12 protein-coding genes are annotated in these 14,059 nt (G+C 69.4%); 6 read left to right on the plus strand and 6 right to left on the minus strand.

The window, feature by feature from the left end:
• Positions 1 to 382: 382 nt before the first annotated feature.
• Positions 383 to 1,714: an MFS transporter gene (locus AC3WSN_RS15805; RefSeq protein ID WP_492539175.1), complete on the minus strand. Its 1,332-nt coding sequence runs from the start codon at positions 1,712 to 1,714 to the stop codon at positions 383 to 385.
• 161 nt (positions 1,715 to 1,875) lie between these two features.
• Between AC3WSN_RS15805 and AC3WSN_RS15810 the strand changes: the two genes are divergently transcribed.
• The 6 genes from AC3WSN_RS15810 to AC3WSN_RS15835 all read left to right on the plus strand — a co-directional run bounded on the left by AC3WSN_RS15810 (position 1,876) and on the right by AC3WSN_RS15835 (position 8,307).
• Complete coding sequence (locus tag AC3WSN_RS15810) at positions 1,876 to 2,940, plus strand: WcbI family polysaccharide biosynthesis putative acetyltransferase (protein WP_492539177.1); 1,065 nt, start codon at positions 1,876 to 1,878, stop codon at positions 2,938 to 2,940.
• 94 nt (positions 2,941 to 3,034) lie between these two features.
• Positions 3,035 to 4,069, plus strand: a complete 1,035-nt coding sequence (locus AC3WSN_RS15815) for an alpha/beta fold hydrolase (protein ID WP_492539179.1) — start codon at positions 3,035 to 3,037, stop codon at positions 4,067 to 4,069.
• Positions 4,070 to 4,260: 191 nt separating this feature from the next.
• On the plus strand, positions 4,261 to 4,698 hold the full coding sequence (locus tag AC3WSN_RS15820) for a GlcG/HbpS family heme-binding protein (protein ID WP_492539180.1): 438 nt from the start codon (positions 4,261 to 4,263) through the stop codon (positions 4,696 to 4,698).
• 2 nt (positions 4,699 to 4,700) lie between these two features.
• Positions 4,701 to 6,287, plus strand: coding sequence for a peptide ABC transporter substrate-binding protein (locus AC3WSN_RS15825; RefSeq protein WP_492539182.1), 1,587 nt, complete (start codon positions 4,701 to 4,703; stop codon positions 6,285 to 6,287).
• Entirely contained in the window at positions 6,284 to 7,207 is a 924-nt protein-coding gene (locus AC3WSN_RS15830) for an ABC transporter permease (protein ID WP_492539184.1), read from the plus strand. Before AC3WSN_RS15825 ends, AC3WSN_RS15830 begins: the two co-directional genes overlap by 4 nt.
• Positions 7,204 to 8,307 carry an ABC transporter permease gene (locus AC3WSN_RS15835; RefSeq protein ID WP_492539186.1) on the plus strand — a complete coding sequence of 368 codons (1,104 nt, stop codon included), beginning with the start codon at positions 7,204 to 7,206 and terminating at the stop codon, positions 8,305 to 8,307. The genes AC3WSN_RS15830 and AC3WSN_RS15835 overlap by 4 nt, the downstream gene beginning before the upstream one ends.
• Here the strand turns inward: AC3WSN_RS15835 and AC3WSN_RS15840 are convergent.
• The 5 genes from AC3WSN_RS15840 to AC3WSN_RS15860 form a co-directional block, all read right to left on the minus strand.
• Complete coding sequence (locus tag AC3WSN_RS15840) at positions 8,304 to 9,266, minus strand: D-2-hydroxyacid dehydrogenase family protein (RefSeq protein WP_492539188.1); 963 nt, start codon at positions 9,264 to 9,266, stop codon at positions 8,304 to 8,306. The genes AC3WSN_RS15835 and AC3WSN_RS15840 overlap by 4 nt on opposite strands.
• Before the next feature lie 81 nt (positions 9,267 to 9,347).
• Positions 9,348 to 10,283, minus strand: coding sequence for an alpha/beta fold hydrolase (locus tag AC3WSN_RS15845; protein WP_492539190.1), 936 nt, complete (start codon positions 10,281 to 10,283; stop codon positions 9,348 to 9,350).
• Between the two features lie 25 nt (positions 10,284 to 10,308).
• Positions 10,309 to 11,949: a dihydroxyacetone kinase subunit DhaK gene (locus tag AC3WSN_RS15850; RefSeq protein WP_492539192.1), complete on the minus strand. Its 1,641-nt coding sequence runs from the start codon at positions 11,947 to 11,949 to the stop codon at positions 10,309 to 10,311.
• A gap of 201 nt (positions 11,950 to 12,150) precedes the next feature.
• Entirely contained in the window at positions 12,151 to 13,038 is an 888-nt protein-coding gene (locus tag AC3WSN_RS15855) for a carbohydrate ABC transporter permease (RefSeq protein WP_192707815.1), read from the minus strand.
• Between the two features lie 47 nt (positions 13,039 to 13,085).
• On the minus strand, positions 13,086 to 14,042 hold the full coding sequence (locus tag AC3WSN_RS15860) for a carbohydrate ABC transporter permease (RefSeq protein ID WP_492539194.1): 957 nt from the start codon (positions 14,040 to 14,042) through the stop codon (positions 13,086 to 13,088).
• Positions 14,043 to 14,059 lie beyond the last annotated feature (17 nt).

A 14,059-nucleotide genomic window follows, 5' to 3' on the forward strand; every position in this document is an offset into this window, starting at 1 on the left:
CTAAGCCTCGTAAGCGCGCTCTGGCCGGCACAAGCAAGCGCGGTCCTATGCCTGCGGGCACATCAATATGTTGATTGCGAAGGGACGAGAGCTACGGATGCCTCGAACGTAGGGCAACCAACGGCCATCATGCCCGCGGCTGCTCCAGGTTTGAGCTTCATGCTCTATGGGCTCGACAATGCATATCGAAGCACAGATCGTCAACCGGGCGGCTCGATGTATCAACTCATCTTTCAAATCACCTACAAAACCCCAAATGCCGGTGAAGAGGCAGCGTCAATCCTGAAGACGCCGTCTCTACGGGTCTGTCGTCAGCTGCTTCTCGTCGGATGCTGGTCTTGTGGACCATCCTACTCGGCATGCGAGGCCGGAGCGAATCGATTCATATCCGGGACGGCTGGGCGGCGGGCGTTCGTCCCCGCCCGAGACCGAGGACAAGCAGGCAGCCGATACCCGAGAGCACGACCAGCGGCAGGAGCCCGAGCGGGTAGCTGCCCGTCGCATCCTTGATCACGCCGAGCAGATAGGTGCCCACGAAGCCGCCGATATTGCCGATGGCGTTGATCTGCGCGATGCCGGCCGCTGCCGCGCCAGCCGAAAGCCATTCCGTGGAGAGCGCCCAGAACGGGCCCTTGACCGTGTAGGTGGCGGTCACGGCGAGGCACAGGATCAGGATCGTCGGCAGAAGCTGGGTGGTCGCGATCGAGGCGGCCAAGCTCACGGCGAGCAGCCCCAGGGGCAGCGCCGTATGCCAGACCCGCTCGCGGTTCCGGTCGGAGGACCGGCCCCACAGGAGCATCAGGACGGAGGCGACGCCGAACGGGATCGAGTTGAGCAGACCGGTCTGCAGGTTGGTCAGCCCGAACGACTTGATGATCTGCGGCTGCCACAGCGACAGGCACTGGCTGGCGCCCGACGCTCCGGCGTAGATCAGCGAGGCGGCAAGCACGTACCGATTGCGCATCACCTGCCAGACGGACAGATGCCGCGCCGGCGCAGCCTCGCCCGACACCACGGAGGCGCGCTCCGTGGCGAGCCGCTCCTGAAGCCACGCACTCTGCTGGGGTGTGAGCCACCGGGCCGATCCCGGTCCGTCCGGAAGCAGGAGGAAGGCCAGGAGGCCGAGCAGCACCGCGGGCGCGGCCTCCAGGATGAACAGCCATTGCCAGCCGCGCAGACCCAGCATCCCGTCGATGTTGAGGATCGCCGCCGAGATCGGCGAGCCGAGGAAGCTCGAGATCGGGATCGCCACCATGAAGATGGCCACGATCCGCCCGCGGTAGGCCCGCGGGAACCAGTAGGTGAGATAGAGGATCACGCCGGGAAAAAACCCGGCCTCGGACGCCCCCAGGAGCAGCCGCACGGCGTAGAAGGAGTAGGGCCCGACAACGAACGCCATCGCGGCGGAGACCAGCCCCCAGGTGATCATGATCCGAGCGATCCAGATCCGGGCGCCGAAGCGCTCCATGGCGAGGTTGCTCGGGACCTCGCACAGGACGTAGGACACGTAGAACAGCCCGCCTCCGAGCCCGAACTGCGCGGCTGACAGGCCGAGATCGTGGTTCATCTGCAACGCCGCGAAGCCGGCATTCACCCGGTCAACGAAGGCCACGAAGTAGGCGACCATCAGGAACGGCAGGATGCGCCAGGTGATCCTGCGGAGCGTCGCCCGTTCAATGTCCGGGATCGCTGCCGGCATCTCCGTCGGGGTCATGCCCGTCCTCCTGTTTTAATCCCTCCGCCTTGGCGAAGACATGTCCCGCAAGCCAGACTTCGCGAGAGACAGCCGGTGACATCTGTCATCGAATCGCAACACCGGCACCGGCCCAGCCGAACGCGTTTGCCCGCCGCCGCCGGACATGCGAGAGAAGCCGCATGTTGACCGTCGATAGCCTTTGGCGCGCGCGGCACCGGCTCGCGCAGTTCGGGAAGAAGCGGACCGGCTCCCCACGGATCCTCGTGATCGGCGTGTGCCAGGCCGGGTCCATCGCGAAGGCGATGCGCTACCTGCTGCCCGACGCGCAGGTGGATTTCGTCTCGGCGTTCTCGGCCGCTCGCCGCTTCCCGCGCCTCGCCGATCTGATGGCGCATGCGGACGGCTACGACTACGTCTTCTCCAGCATCTACCTGCCCCGCTTCAAGGGTGGCGGCACGATCGACACGCTGCGGACGCATCCGAAGGTACGGCTGATCCCGACCATCGTGTTCAGCGCCTATCACCCGGATCTGGTCCATGTCGGCGTGCAGGATCATGTGACTCTGAACGGCCTGATCTCCGGGCCGATGGGCCACTCGCATTCGGCCATCACGCTGTTCGCCTACCTGTCCGGCTTCTCGCAGGCACAGGCGCTCCGGCTCTTCGCCGAGCCGGTCTTCGAGCGCCTCGGCTATTATGACCTCTGGGACGAGTCCGTGTCCTATCTGCGCAGCCTGGGTGTGCAGGCGGGGTACGACCTCGACACGCACCTCACGCGCTGGGCGCGGCGCGGCTGCTTCATGCACTCGATCAACCACACGAAGCTCTACGTGGTCGCCGACCTCGCCCGCGGCCTGCTGACGAAGGCCGGCGTCCCGTTCGAGGAATGCGATCTCGACGCTTTCCTACCCGACGATCTCGGCGGCCAGGGCAGCTGGCCGGTCTATCCCGAGATCGCGCAGCATTACGGCATTCCCGGCAGCGCCCTGTTCTTCAAGGCGGAGACGCGCCGGTCCGGCCCGGCCCGCACCATGAGCCGGGCCGAGTTCGTGGCGGCCTCGTTCGCGAATTACGACCGACGCGAGCGCAGCCTGCTGATCTCTCAGCGGGTCCAGGGCTGGCGCAACGATCCGCCGACGGTGGAATTCCTGCGCGACGCCGCGGGCCGCAACGATGCTTCAGGCCGCGCCTCGGCTCGTGTCCCTGCCGTGAACGCCGGCAGCCTCGCCGGCCACGCGTCCTAGACCCGCGAACGCGCGGGCTTAAATCGGGCACTTCCCCGCATCTTCGGCGTTGTCGCGCACCGCTGCCGCGAGCGGGATCGACGCGAGGTGCCCCATGAGCCTGCAGTCCCGGGACCGGAATCGTGCGGGCCAGTACGCGGCTGCGGCGGGCCTGACCCTGCTCGGCTCGGCCGCCGGCCTCGTCGCCTGGAGCCGGCTTCTGGTCGATCGGCACATGCCGTTGCCCCCCGCCCTGCCCGGTCGGCACGAACGGATCATCAGCCGGCGCGCCGGGGCTCTCTCCCTGTACAGCGCCGGGGAGGCCGAGGGCGTGCCGCTCCTGCTGATCCACTCGATCAATGCGGCGGCCAACGCCTACGAGGTTCGCCCGCTCTACCTCCACTATCGAGGCCGCCGCCCGGTCTACGCCCTCGACCTGCCGGGTTTCGGCTTCTCCGAACGCTCCCGGCGCCGCTACACGCCGCGCCTGATGGTGGAGGCGATCCACGCGGCGGTGGACGAGATCCGGCAACGCCACGGCGACTGCGCGATCGACGCCCTGGCCCTGTCGCTGTCCGCCGCCTTCCTGGCACGCGCCAGCCTGGAGCATTCCGACGCCTACCGCAGCCTCGCCTTGATCAGCCCGACGGGTTTCGATGCGCAGCTCTCGGGCGAGGGGCCGCCGGACGGGCATCGCGGGCGCGACTGGCTGCGCGATGCCCTCGACCGTCCACCCTTCGGCCGGCCGCTCTTCGATGCCCTGGTCACGCGGCCGAGCATGCGCTTCTTCCTCCAGAAGACCTTCGGATCGCCCGACATCGACGAGGACTTGCTCAACTACGATTACGCTTCGGCCCATCAGCCGGGCGCGGAGCACGCGCCGTGGTGCTTCATCGCCGGACACCTATTCCCGACCGACGCAACCCGCCTCTACGAGCAGCTGCGCCTGCCGGTGTGGATGGTCCACGGGGTGCGCGGCGACTTCGTCGATTACCGGCTGGTACCCCGCGTCGCCGACCGGCCGAATTGGCGCGTCGAGACCCTGCCGACCGGCGCGTTCCCGCATTTCGAGCAACCGGACGCGGTTACGGCCGGCTATGACGCGTTCCTGGCGCAGCTCGACGCACCGTCGGCGAAGCGACCGGGTTGATCCTGTCGCTCAGTGCGATGATGTCGCCGGAGGAGCATCGAGCCGGTTCGATCCGGTCCGGACATCGGGACGGCCCGGTCTGCGGAGATGATCGGCACCGCGGCGCAGCCAGTGGCGCGTGGTGGACCCACGACACCCCAATCCCGTAAGGAGGTGACCGCCGCAACGTGCGGCGCCTGTACTGGATTCCGATGCTCGATCTGACCCTAGAGGCCGCCCGCACCGTCGTGGATACCGCCCTTCGGGAGGCGCGAGCCCGCAACCTGAAGCCCCTGGCCGTCGTCGTCTACGACGCCCGAGGCGCGCTGAAAGCCGTCTCCGTCGAGGACGGAACCTCCCTGCGCCGGGCCGAGATCGCGTCCGGCAAGGCCAACGGCGCGCTGGCGCTGGGCCTCGGCTCGCGGGCGATCCACGCCCGCGCGGAGGCGCAGCCGTATTTCGTGGCGGCCGTAACCCATCTGGTCGGCCCCGCCGCCCTGGTACCGGTTCCGGGCGGCGTCCTGATCCGCTCCGGCGAGGGGCGCCTCCTCGGCGCCATCGGCATCTCCGGCGACACGTCGGACAATGACGAGATCTGCGCGGTGGCGGGGATCGAAGCGGCCGGTCTGGTGCCCGAGACCGGCGCCTGACCGTGCACCTGCGCCGGCGCGACTGGCTGGCCGGCGCGGCCGCCTTGTCGGCGGTGCGGCCCGCCCGCGCGGCCGGCCTGCTGTACCGGCGCGGGAACGACGCGGATCCGGAGACCCTCGACCCCCACCGCTCGTCGACGGTGGCGGAGGCGCATATCCTGCGCGATCTCTGCGACGGCCTTCTCACCTACGATAATCGCGGCGCCATCATCCCGGGTGCGGCCCAGGCCTGGACCGTCTCCCCAGACGGGCTGACCTTCCAGTTCGATCTCCGGCCCGACGGCCTCTGGTCGAACGGCGAGGCTGTCACCGCGTCGGATTTCGTGTACTCGCTCCGCCGCATCCTCGATCCGAGGACGGGGGCGAAATACGCCGAGGTCCTGTTCCCGATCCGGAACGCCGCGGCGGTGAATCGCGGCGAGAAGCCGGCGGACGCGCTGGCGGTCGAGGCGGAAGGGCCGCTCCGCCTCTCGATCGCTCTGGAAGAGCCGACGCCGTATTTTCTGGAGCTGCTGACCCATCAGACCGCCCTGCCCGTCCACCGGGCCTCGGTCGAACGCTACGGTGATAGCTTCACCCGGCCCGGCAACCTCGTGACGAACGGCCCCTACCGGCTCCGCGACCGCGTCCCGGGCGGCGCGATCACGCTCGAGGCCAATCCGCATCACCCCGCAGCCGCAGGTCTGGCGATCCGGCAGGTCGCGTTCCTGCCGACGCCCGACATGGCGGCGGCCGTGCGCCGCTACGCGGCCGGCGAGATCGACTCCCTGGCTGACCTGCCGGTCGACCAGATCGCCGACCTGCGCCGCCGCTTCGGTTCGCAGGTGGTGCTCGGGCCCTCGCTCGGGCTGGCGGCTCTGGTGGTCAACACGCGCAAGGCGCCGTTCTCGGACCGGCGGGTCCGGCAGGCCCTGTCCCTCGTGATCGATCGCGAGTACCTCGCCGACGGGCTGAACGGCGGCACCATGAGCCCCGCCTATTCTCTCTGCCCGCCCGGCCTCGATCATTACCGGACGCCGCCTGAGACCGAGGGGCGTCTCGGTCTGCCGATCGATCACGAGGCTGAAGCGCGGCGGCTTTTGACCGAGGCAGGTTTCGGCCCGGACAACCCGCTCACCGTGGAGTACCGGTTCAACGTCAGCGACAACAACCGCACCGTCGCGGTTGCGATCGCCGAGATGTGGCGTGACCTCGGGATCAGGACGCGCTTCGTCTACACCGACGCCAAGACGCACTTCGCCTACCTGCGTGATGGCGGCGACTTCGACGTCGCGCGCATGAGTTGGATCGCGGACTATTCCGACGCGCAGAATTTCCTGTTCCTGCTCCAAAGCGGGAACGACGGCATGAATGCCGGCCGCTGGTCGAATGCCGCCTACGACGACCTCATGGCGCGCGCCGCCAGGGAGCGCGACCTCGGCCGCCGCGCCGACCTGCTCCACGACGCGGAGACGATCGCCCTGCGTGAACTGCCCTGGATCCCGCTGATGCACTACCGGTCCAAGGCGCTGATCGCGCCGCGGCTGCACGGCTATCATCCGAACCTGCGCAACGCCGCGCCGACGCGATTCCTGAGGCTCGACGCGTGATCCGCTTCATCCTGCGCCGCCTCGCGCAGGCGGTGCCGACCCTGCTCGCCGTCGTCACCGTCAGCTTCTTCCTGATGCGGCTCGCGCCCGGCGGCCCGTTCGATCTGGAGCGGCCCCTGGCCCCGGCCGCCATGGAAAACCTGCGCCGCGTGTACGGCCTCGACCGGCCGCTGATCCTCCAGTTCGGCAGCTATCTGGCGTCACTAGCGCAGGGGGATCTCGGACCGTCCTTTTCCTTCCGCGACATGAGCGTCCTCGACCTGATCGCCCGAGGCCTTCCGGTCTCGGCGACCCTGGGCGCCCTCGCCCTTGCGCTCGCCACAGGGCTCGGCGTCAGCCTCGGGATCGTTGCCGCGCTTCGACGCGGTGGGGTGATCGACCGTCTCCTCGGCATCGGCGCGGCGCTGACCCTGTCGCTGCCGAGCTTCGTGGTCGCGCCCCTGCTCCAGATCGCCTTCGGGCTGACGCTGCACTGGCTGCCCCTGGGCGGCTGGAACGACGGCGCCCCAAGCCACCTCGTCCTCCCGGTGATCACTCTGGCGCTTCCCCAAGTCGGGGGCCTGGCGCGGCTGACCCGCGCATCCCTGGGCGAGGTGCTGCGCACGCAGCCCGTCCGCACGATGCGCAGCCTCGGCCTGCCGCCGGCTCGGGTCACGCGGCACGCCCTGCGGGGGGCCTTGCTGCCGGTGGTGGCCTATCTCGGTCCGCTCGCGGCGGCCCTGCTCACGGGATCGGTGGTGGTCGAGACCATCTTCGGCCTGCCGGGGATCGGCCGCTACTTCGTGGAGGGCGCGCTCAACCGCGACTATACGCTGGTGATGGGCACGGTGCTGCTGGTCGCCGGGCTGGTGATCGCCCTCAACCTCGCGGCCGACCTCGCCTGCGCGTGGCTCGACCCGCGCCTGCGTGTCGGGGCGTGAGCGCCGTGCCGATCCTCGCGAGGACCGCCCGCCGAACACTGGGCCGCGTCGCCCGGGAGCGCACCGCGATGGCGGCTCTGGCCGTGCTGGTCCTGATCGCCTTGGCCTGCCTGATCGGACCGGCACTGACGGGGCACGATCCCGAGCGCGCCTATCCGGATCTTCGGCAACTCCCGGCCGGGCTGACGGCACAGCCGGATGCGGCGCATCTCGGCCCGGCCCTGGAACGCCTCACCTTCCGGATGCGCGCCCGGCTCGACTCGGTGGCGCGGGACCGCGATGCCGTGCGCCTGTCGCTGAGCTCCGACGCGGGCTTCGACCGTCGCAGCCTCGTCTACATGCCGCGCTCGGGGCTGTTCGGTGCACCCGAGGTCGTGGAGGAGCGAGATTCGGGCCGCAGCCTCGTCGTGGCCGTGCCGCTCCGGCGCCTGCACTTCCCGCTCGGCACCGACATCCAGGGCCGCGATCTCCTCACCCGCTGCCTCGTGGCGGGCCGGATCTCGCTGGCGATCGGCCTCATGGCGAGCCTCGCGGCGCTGCTCATCGGCGTTCTCTACGGGGCCACCGCGGGGTTTCTGGGCGGCGCGATCGATGCGGTGATGATGCGCTTCGTCGATGTGCTCTACGCCCTGCCCTTCGTGTTCTTCGTGATCCTTCTGCTGGTGTTCTTTCGGCCGAGCGTCCTGCTGATGCTGGTGGCGATCGCGGCCGTCGAGTGGCTCGATATGGCGCGCGTGGTGCGCGCCCAGACCCTGTCGCTGCGCACCCGCGACTTCGTGCGCGCGGCGCAGGCCCTCGGGCTCGATGCGCGGCGCATCATCCTGCGCCACATCATCCCCAACACGCTCGGGCCGGTGGCGGTGACCGCAACGCTGCTCGTCCCGCAGGTAATTCTGCTCGAGAGCTTCCTGTCGTTCCTCGGCCTCGGCGTGCAGGAGCCGCAGACGAGCTGGGGCGTGCTGATCGCCGAGGGCGCGCGATCGATCGAAGCGGCGCCCCATCTGCTCGCCGCCCCGGCGGCCTTCCTGATCGCCACGCTGGTGGCGCTCAACCTGCTGGGCGACGGCTTGGCCGACGCCCTCGATCCGCGTTCGGATTAGCGACAGGCGAGCGTCCGGATCGGGGATCCGGCGAGCCACGCCTCGATGTCCTCGACCGCCTGGGTAAAGAAGGTTCGGTAGTTGTTGCGCGAGACGTAGCCGAGATGCGGCAGCGCCAGCACGTTCGGCAAGCTGCGGAACGGGCTGTCCGGCGGCAGAGGCTCGGTTTCGAATACGTCGAGGCCGGCACCGGCGATCCATTGCTCCGTGAGCGCGCGCACCAAGGCCGCTTGATCGACGATCGGCGCCCGGGACGTGTTCACCAGGATCGCATCGCGCCGCATCCGGCGCAGCTCGGCTTCGCCGAGAAGGCCGCGCGTCCGATCCCCCAGGACTAGGTGGATCGTGACGACGTCGCTCACCTCCAGCAGCGCCTCCTTGGAGCCCGCCCGTTCGACACCGGCCGCCGCGGCGCGGCCGTCATCGAGGTTCGGGCTCCAGGCGATCACCCGCATGCCGAAGGCGCGCCCGATCTCGGCGACCCGGCTGCCGATCTTGCCGAGGCCCAGCACGCCCAGAGTCGCGCCGGCCAGATCGGTCCCGACCGTGCTCTGCCAGGGTCCGCCGCTGCGGAGGTTCTGGTGTTCCAGCGGAAGCTGACGGGCCAGTCCGAGGATCAGCGCCCAGGTCAGCTCGGTCGGCGGCGTCGGGCTCGATTCCGTGCCGCAGACCGTGACCCCGCGGGCGTTCGCCGCCGCGATGTCGATGGCGAGATTGCGCATACCGCTGGTGACGAGGAGTTCGAGGCGGGGCAGCCGCTCCAGCAGCGCCGCCGGAAACGGCGTCCGCTCGCGCATGATCATGAGAATCTCGGCCTGATCGATGCGCGCGATCAGGGCCTCGCGATCCGCGATGTGATCGGAGAGTGCCGAGACGGCGACCCGCTTGGAGAGGCGTCCCCAATCGGCGAGCGTCAGCGCCGCCTGCTGGTAATCATCGAGGATCAGGCAGGTTCGCATGGCGAAGACTCCCGGCGCCGGGCCGCACCTCGCGGCGCGGTGGCGTAGGCCGCGCTCAACCGCGGGTCAAACCGGGCCCGTTCACCGGGTCGCGGACGCAGGCTGCAGCGGACCGCGATGCTGGGCCAGGAACGCGAGCACCGCCGCGTTGAACGCATCCAGGTTGTCCCGGTTCATCGCGTGGGCCGCGTTCGGGATCACGATAGCGGCCGGGATCGACGGGTTGCAGGTCCGGGCAGCCGCGAAGCCTTCGGGATAGCGTTTGGGACTGCGCTCGCCCGTGAGCGTGAGGATCGGGAAGCTGAACTTGGCGATGTCGGCGCAGGTGATGTGCCCGCGCTCGCCGCTGTCGACGCCGGTGCCGAGGTTGTCGAGCAGGATCTCCTTCTGAAGAGCCGAGCGCTTCGCCCAGGTGCCGGGCCCGTTCAGACCGTCGGTGAATTCCTGCCCGGCCTTCTCCTTGTCGCCGGCGGCCAAGTTCTCCCGCAACCGCGCGACCAGCCCCTTCACCTCGCCGGCCATCGCCTTCGTCTCAGGCGTCTCGGGGAGCAGCCCTTCCATCCCGCTGGCATCCTCCAGGATGAGGGTCTTGATCAGTTCCGGGTGCTCCTTGGCCACCGTCAGAACCACGGCGCCGCCGCGGGAATGGCCGAGCAGGTGGACCGGACCGAGGTTAAGTTGCTGGATCACGGCCGCAACGTCGGCGGCGTGCTGGGCGATGGAGAAGTCGTCCCCGACGCCGTTCCAGCGCTCCGGATAATAGTGGCGCAGGCTGAGCGACAGGACCCGGTAATCCTTCGAGTAGGACGGCGCCTGGGCGTACCAGATCCGGTAATCGCCCAGCGAGCCGTGCACGAGGACGATCGGCTCGCCGGATCCGGTCTCCCGGTACGCGAGGGGGTATCCGCCCACCGACACCGTCTTCACGTCATCGGGAATCGCCCATTGCGCGCGGGCGCCGGTCGACATGCCGAACAAGACACCGAGCGCAAGAGCCGCCATCGTCAACCGCATCATGAAATCTCCCCGTCCTCGTCGATCGTCAGGGCGTTTTCTCCGCGCCGGCGAGGGCCGCGAAGGCCGCGGCGACGCCGGCGGCGCCCGGGTCCTGCACGCCCGCGAGATCGCCCGCGGCCAGGTAGCTGGACCGGCCGGCGCCGGCGCGCTTCATGCGGGCGGTGGCGGCGGCGCCCTCGCGCGCCGCCTCGGCGGCGGCTTGGAGATCGCCGGTCTTCAGGGCCTCGACAGCCGGGATCAGCGCGTCGAGGAGGGTCCGGTCGCCCCGATTGGCGCCGCCGTAGCCCTGGACCCGGGCTACCCCTTCGGCCAGGGCGTCCGGCCACGCCGCGCCGTCCGACAAAGCGGAGGCGGCGGCCGCGAAGAAGATCGATCCGAGCACGCCGCTCGACCCACCCACGGCCCGGCCGATCCGTTCCGCCAGAGCCCGGCACAGGGCGGGAGGATCTGCCTGCGGCAACCGGTCGAGATCTGCCTGCACCGCGCGCGCCGCACCCGCGAAGGTCGTGCCGGCATCACCATCCCCGACCTTGGCGTCGAGGGCGTTCAACGCCGTCTCGGCCGCGATCAGCGCCTCCGCGACGGCGGCGATCCGGCCGGCCGTCACGGGATCGTGCGACGGGGCGAAGGCCTCGCCGGCAAGGCCGTGGGGTACCGGGCGCAGGACCGGCGCGGCGACCCGCACGGCGCCGGGCCAGGCCGGGACGGGCACGGGCGCGAGCAGCGCCGCTTCGAGCTCGTCGTCGAGCGGGAGGACGGACAGCGAGGCGCCGTGCATATCGAGCGCCGTCATCAGGGGGGCGGGCCCGAGAAGCAGGCGCACGCGCGACCCGAGCTCGGTGGCGAGCACGGCCCGCGTCAGGACCTGCATCTCCAGCGCAGAGGCGGAGCCCAGATTGTTGACGAGCAGCGCCAACCGGTCGGCGCCCGCGAGGGCCGCGGAGAGGCGCTCGCCCATCATCCGGGCGAGGTCGCTCGCCTTCGGCAGCGTGATCCGCTCCACCCCGGGCTCGCCATGAATGCCGAGGCCGAGCTCGGCCTGGCCCTCGGCCAGACGCTCGCTGCGCGGCGAGCCGGGGATTGTGCAGGTCGAGACCGCGATGCCGAGCGATTTCCCCGCGGCGGCCGCCCGGCGCGCGCGCGCCGCCACCGCCTCCAGCGGTTGGCCCGCCTCAGCCGCGTGACCCGCGACCTTGTGGACGAACAGGGTGCCGGCGACGCCGCGGGGCTGCTTGGCGTCCGGGAGCGCGATGTCGTCCGAAACGATGACCGTCTCGACCTTGTGGCCGAGGGCCCGGGCGCGCTCGGCGGCGAGCCCGAAGTTCAGGCGGTCGCCCGCATAGTTCTTGATGACGAGCAGACACCCGGCCGGGCCGGTCACCGCCAGGATGCCGGCCAGAACCGCGTCGACGCTCGGCGAGGCGAAGACGTCGCCGCAGACGGCCGCGCTCAGCAGGCCCGGGCCCACGAACCCGGCATGGGCCGGCTCGTGACCGGAGCCGCCACCCGAGACCACCGCGACCTTGCCGGGATCCGATTCGGCGCGGAGCACGACGCGGATGCCGGGATCGCCGTCGAGCCGGGCGAGGCGGCCGCCGCTGGCGGCCAGCAGGCCGTCTATGGCGTCGTTGACCAGGGAGGCGCGGGCATCGATGAAATGGGCCATGGCGTGACCTTCGCGAGTTCCCGTCCGCGATTCTTCGTCAGCGGCGTCGGTGCATTGTCCACGCAGCCGGATGCCGCCGGCAACAGCGACCGTGTTTGCGAGCGCAGCGAAGCAATCCAGGCCGCACTACGCCGACCGATGTCCCGCTGCCCTGGGTCGCTTCGCTGCGCTCGCGATGACGGAGAGCGCAACGGGTCTGCATCACTCCTTCACGGCGCCGGTGAGCGCGGAGACGTAATACTCAACGAAGAAGGAGTAGAGGATCACCAGCGGCAGGGAGCCGAGCAGCGCGCCGGCCATCAGCGAGCCCCACTTGTAGACGTCGCCGTCCACGAACTCGCTGACGACAGCGATCGGCACCGTCTTGTTCTGCGTCGAGGACAGGAAGGTCAGCGCGTAAATGAACTCGTTCCAGCACAGGGTCAGCGAGAAGATACCCGCCGAGATCAGTCCCGGGAAAGCGAGCGGCAGGATGATCTTTGTCAGGATCTGCCACCGGCTGGCGCCGTCCATCAGGGCGCATTCCTCCAACTCGTAGGGAATGGTCTTGAAGTAGCCCATCAGAAGCCAGGTCGAGAATGGGATCAGGATCGTCGGATAGGCCAGGATCAGGGCGATTGGCGAGTCGAACAGGCCGTAGGCCTGCACGATGGTGGCCAGCGGGATGAACAGGATCGAGGGCGGCACGAGATAGGCGAGGAAGATCGCCGCGCCGACCCAGCCGGCGCCCCGGTAGCGGACGCGCACGCAGGCATAGGCGGCCAGCACGCTCGCGAACAGCGATAGCGCCGTGGCCGCCACCGACACGTACATCGTGTTCCAGAGCCAGCGCGGATATTGCGTCTCGAACAGCAGCTTGTGGATGTGCTTGAACGTCGGATCCACGACCCAGAACGGGTTGAACCGCTCCATGTCGATCAGCTGCTCGTCCGGTTTGATGGCCGTCAGAGCCATCCAGTAGAACGGAAACAGCAGCACGACGAGGATGACGAGGAGCGGCAGGTAGGTCGTCACCAGCCGCCGAGGCAGCCGCTCGAGGTAGGCCATCCCCTCCGAGTTGTCGGTGATCCCGGCCGGCCGCGCCTCCATTAGGGGAGTGAGGTGCGGGTCGGCGTGGGCGGGCGGTGCGGGCGCGCTCATCGGTCGGACTCCCCGGCCTGCCAGGCCCGGCGCTGTAGGCCGAACCACGAGATCCCGATGGCGGCGAGCAGGAACGGCACCATGGCGGTGGCGATGGCCGCGCCCTCGCCGAGCGTCCCGGACAGGATGCCCCGCTGGTACGACAGCGTCGCCATCAGGTGCGTGGCGTTGACCGGACCGCCACGGGTCATGGCCCAGATCAGCTGGAAGTCCGTGAAGGTGAACAGGACCGAGAAGGTCATCACCACGGCGATGATCGGGGTGAGCAACGGCAGGGTGATCCGCGAGAAGATCTGCCAGTTCGAGGCGCCGTCGAGCGTCGCCGCCTCGTAGAGGGAGGGCGAGACCGTCTGCAGGCCGGCCAGCAGCGTGATGGCGATGAACGGCACGCCGCGCCAAATATTGGCGAAGATCACGCAGGCCCGGGCCATGGCCGGCTCACCGAGGAAGTCGATGTTGCCGTCGATGATCCCGAGATGGCGCAGCGACCACGAGATGATCGAGAACTGGCTGTCGAAGATCCACCAGAACGCGATGGCCGAGAGCACCGTCGGCACGACGAACGGGATCAGCACGATCGAGCGGATGATCGCCTTGAACGGCATGTTCTTGTTGAGCAGCAGCGCGAGATACAGGCCGATCCCGAACTTCACGACTGAGGCGACCGCCGTGTAGAGGCAGGTGTTGAACACCGAGAGCCAGAACACGTCGTCATCCCAGAGCCACTCGTAGTTCTCCAGGCCGATGAACACGCCGTCGCGGCCGATCCGGGCATTCGTGAAGGACAGCCAGATGCCCTTCAGGAGCGGGTAGGCCAGGAACAGGCCGAGGATCAGCGCGGTGGGCAGCATGAACCAGAAGCCCGCCCAGCCGCGGCTCGCGCGCAGGCGCGCCCAGACCGAGCGGGTCGGAACCGCGACCGGGACGGGCTGTGTCAAGGCCGTGTGCGCCATGATCTCGGCTCCGCTTC

The sequence above is a fragment of the Methylobacterium sp. FW102-HT35C08 genome (assembly GCF_058790235.1).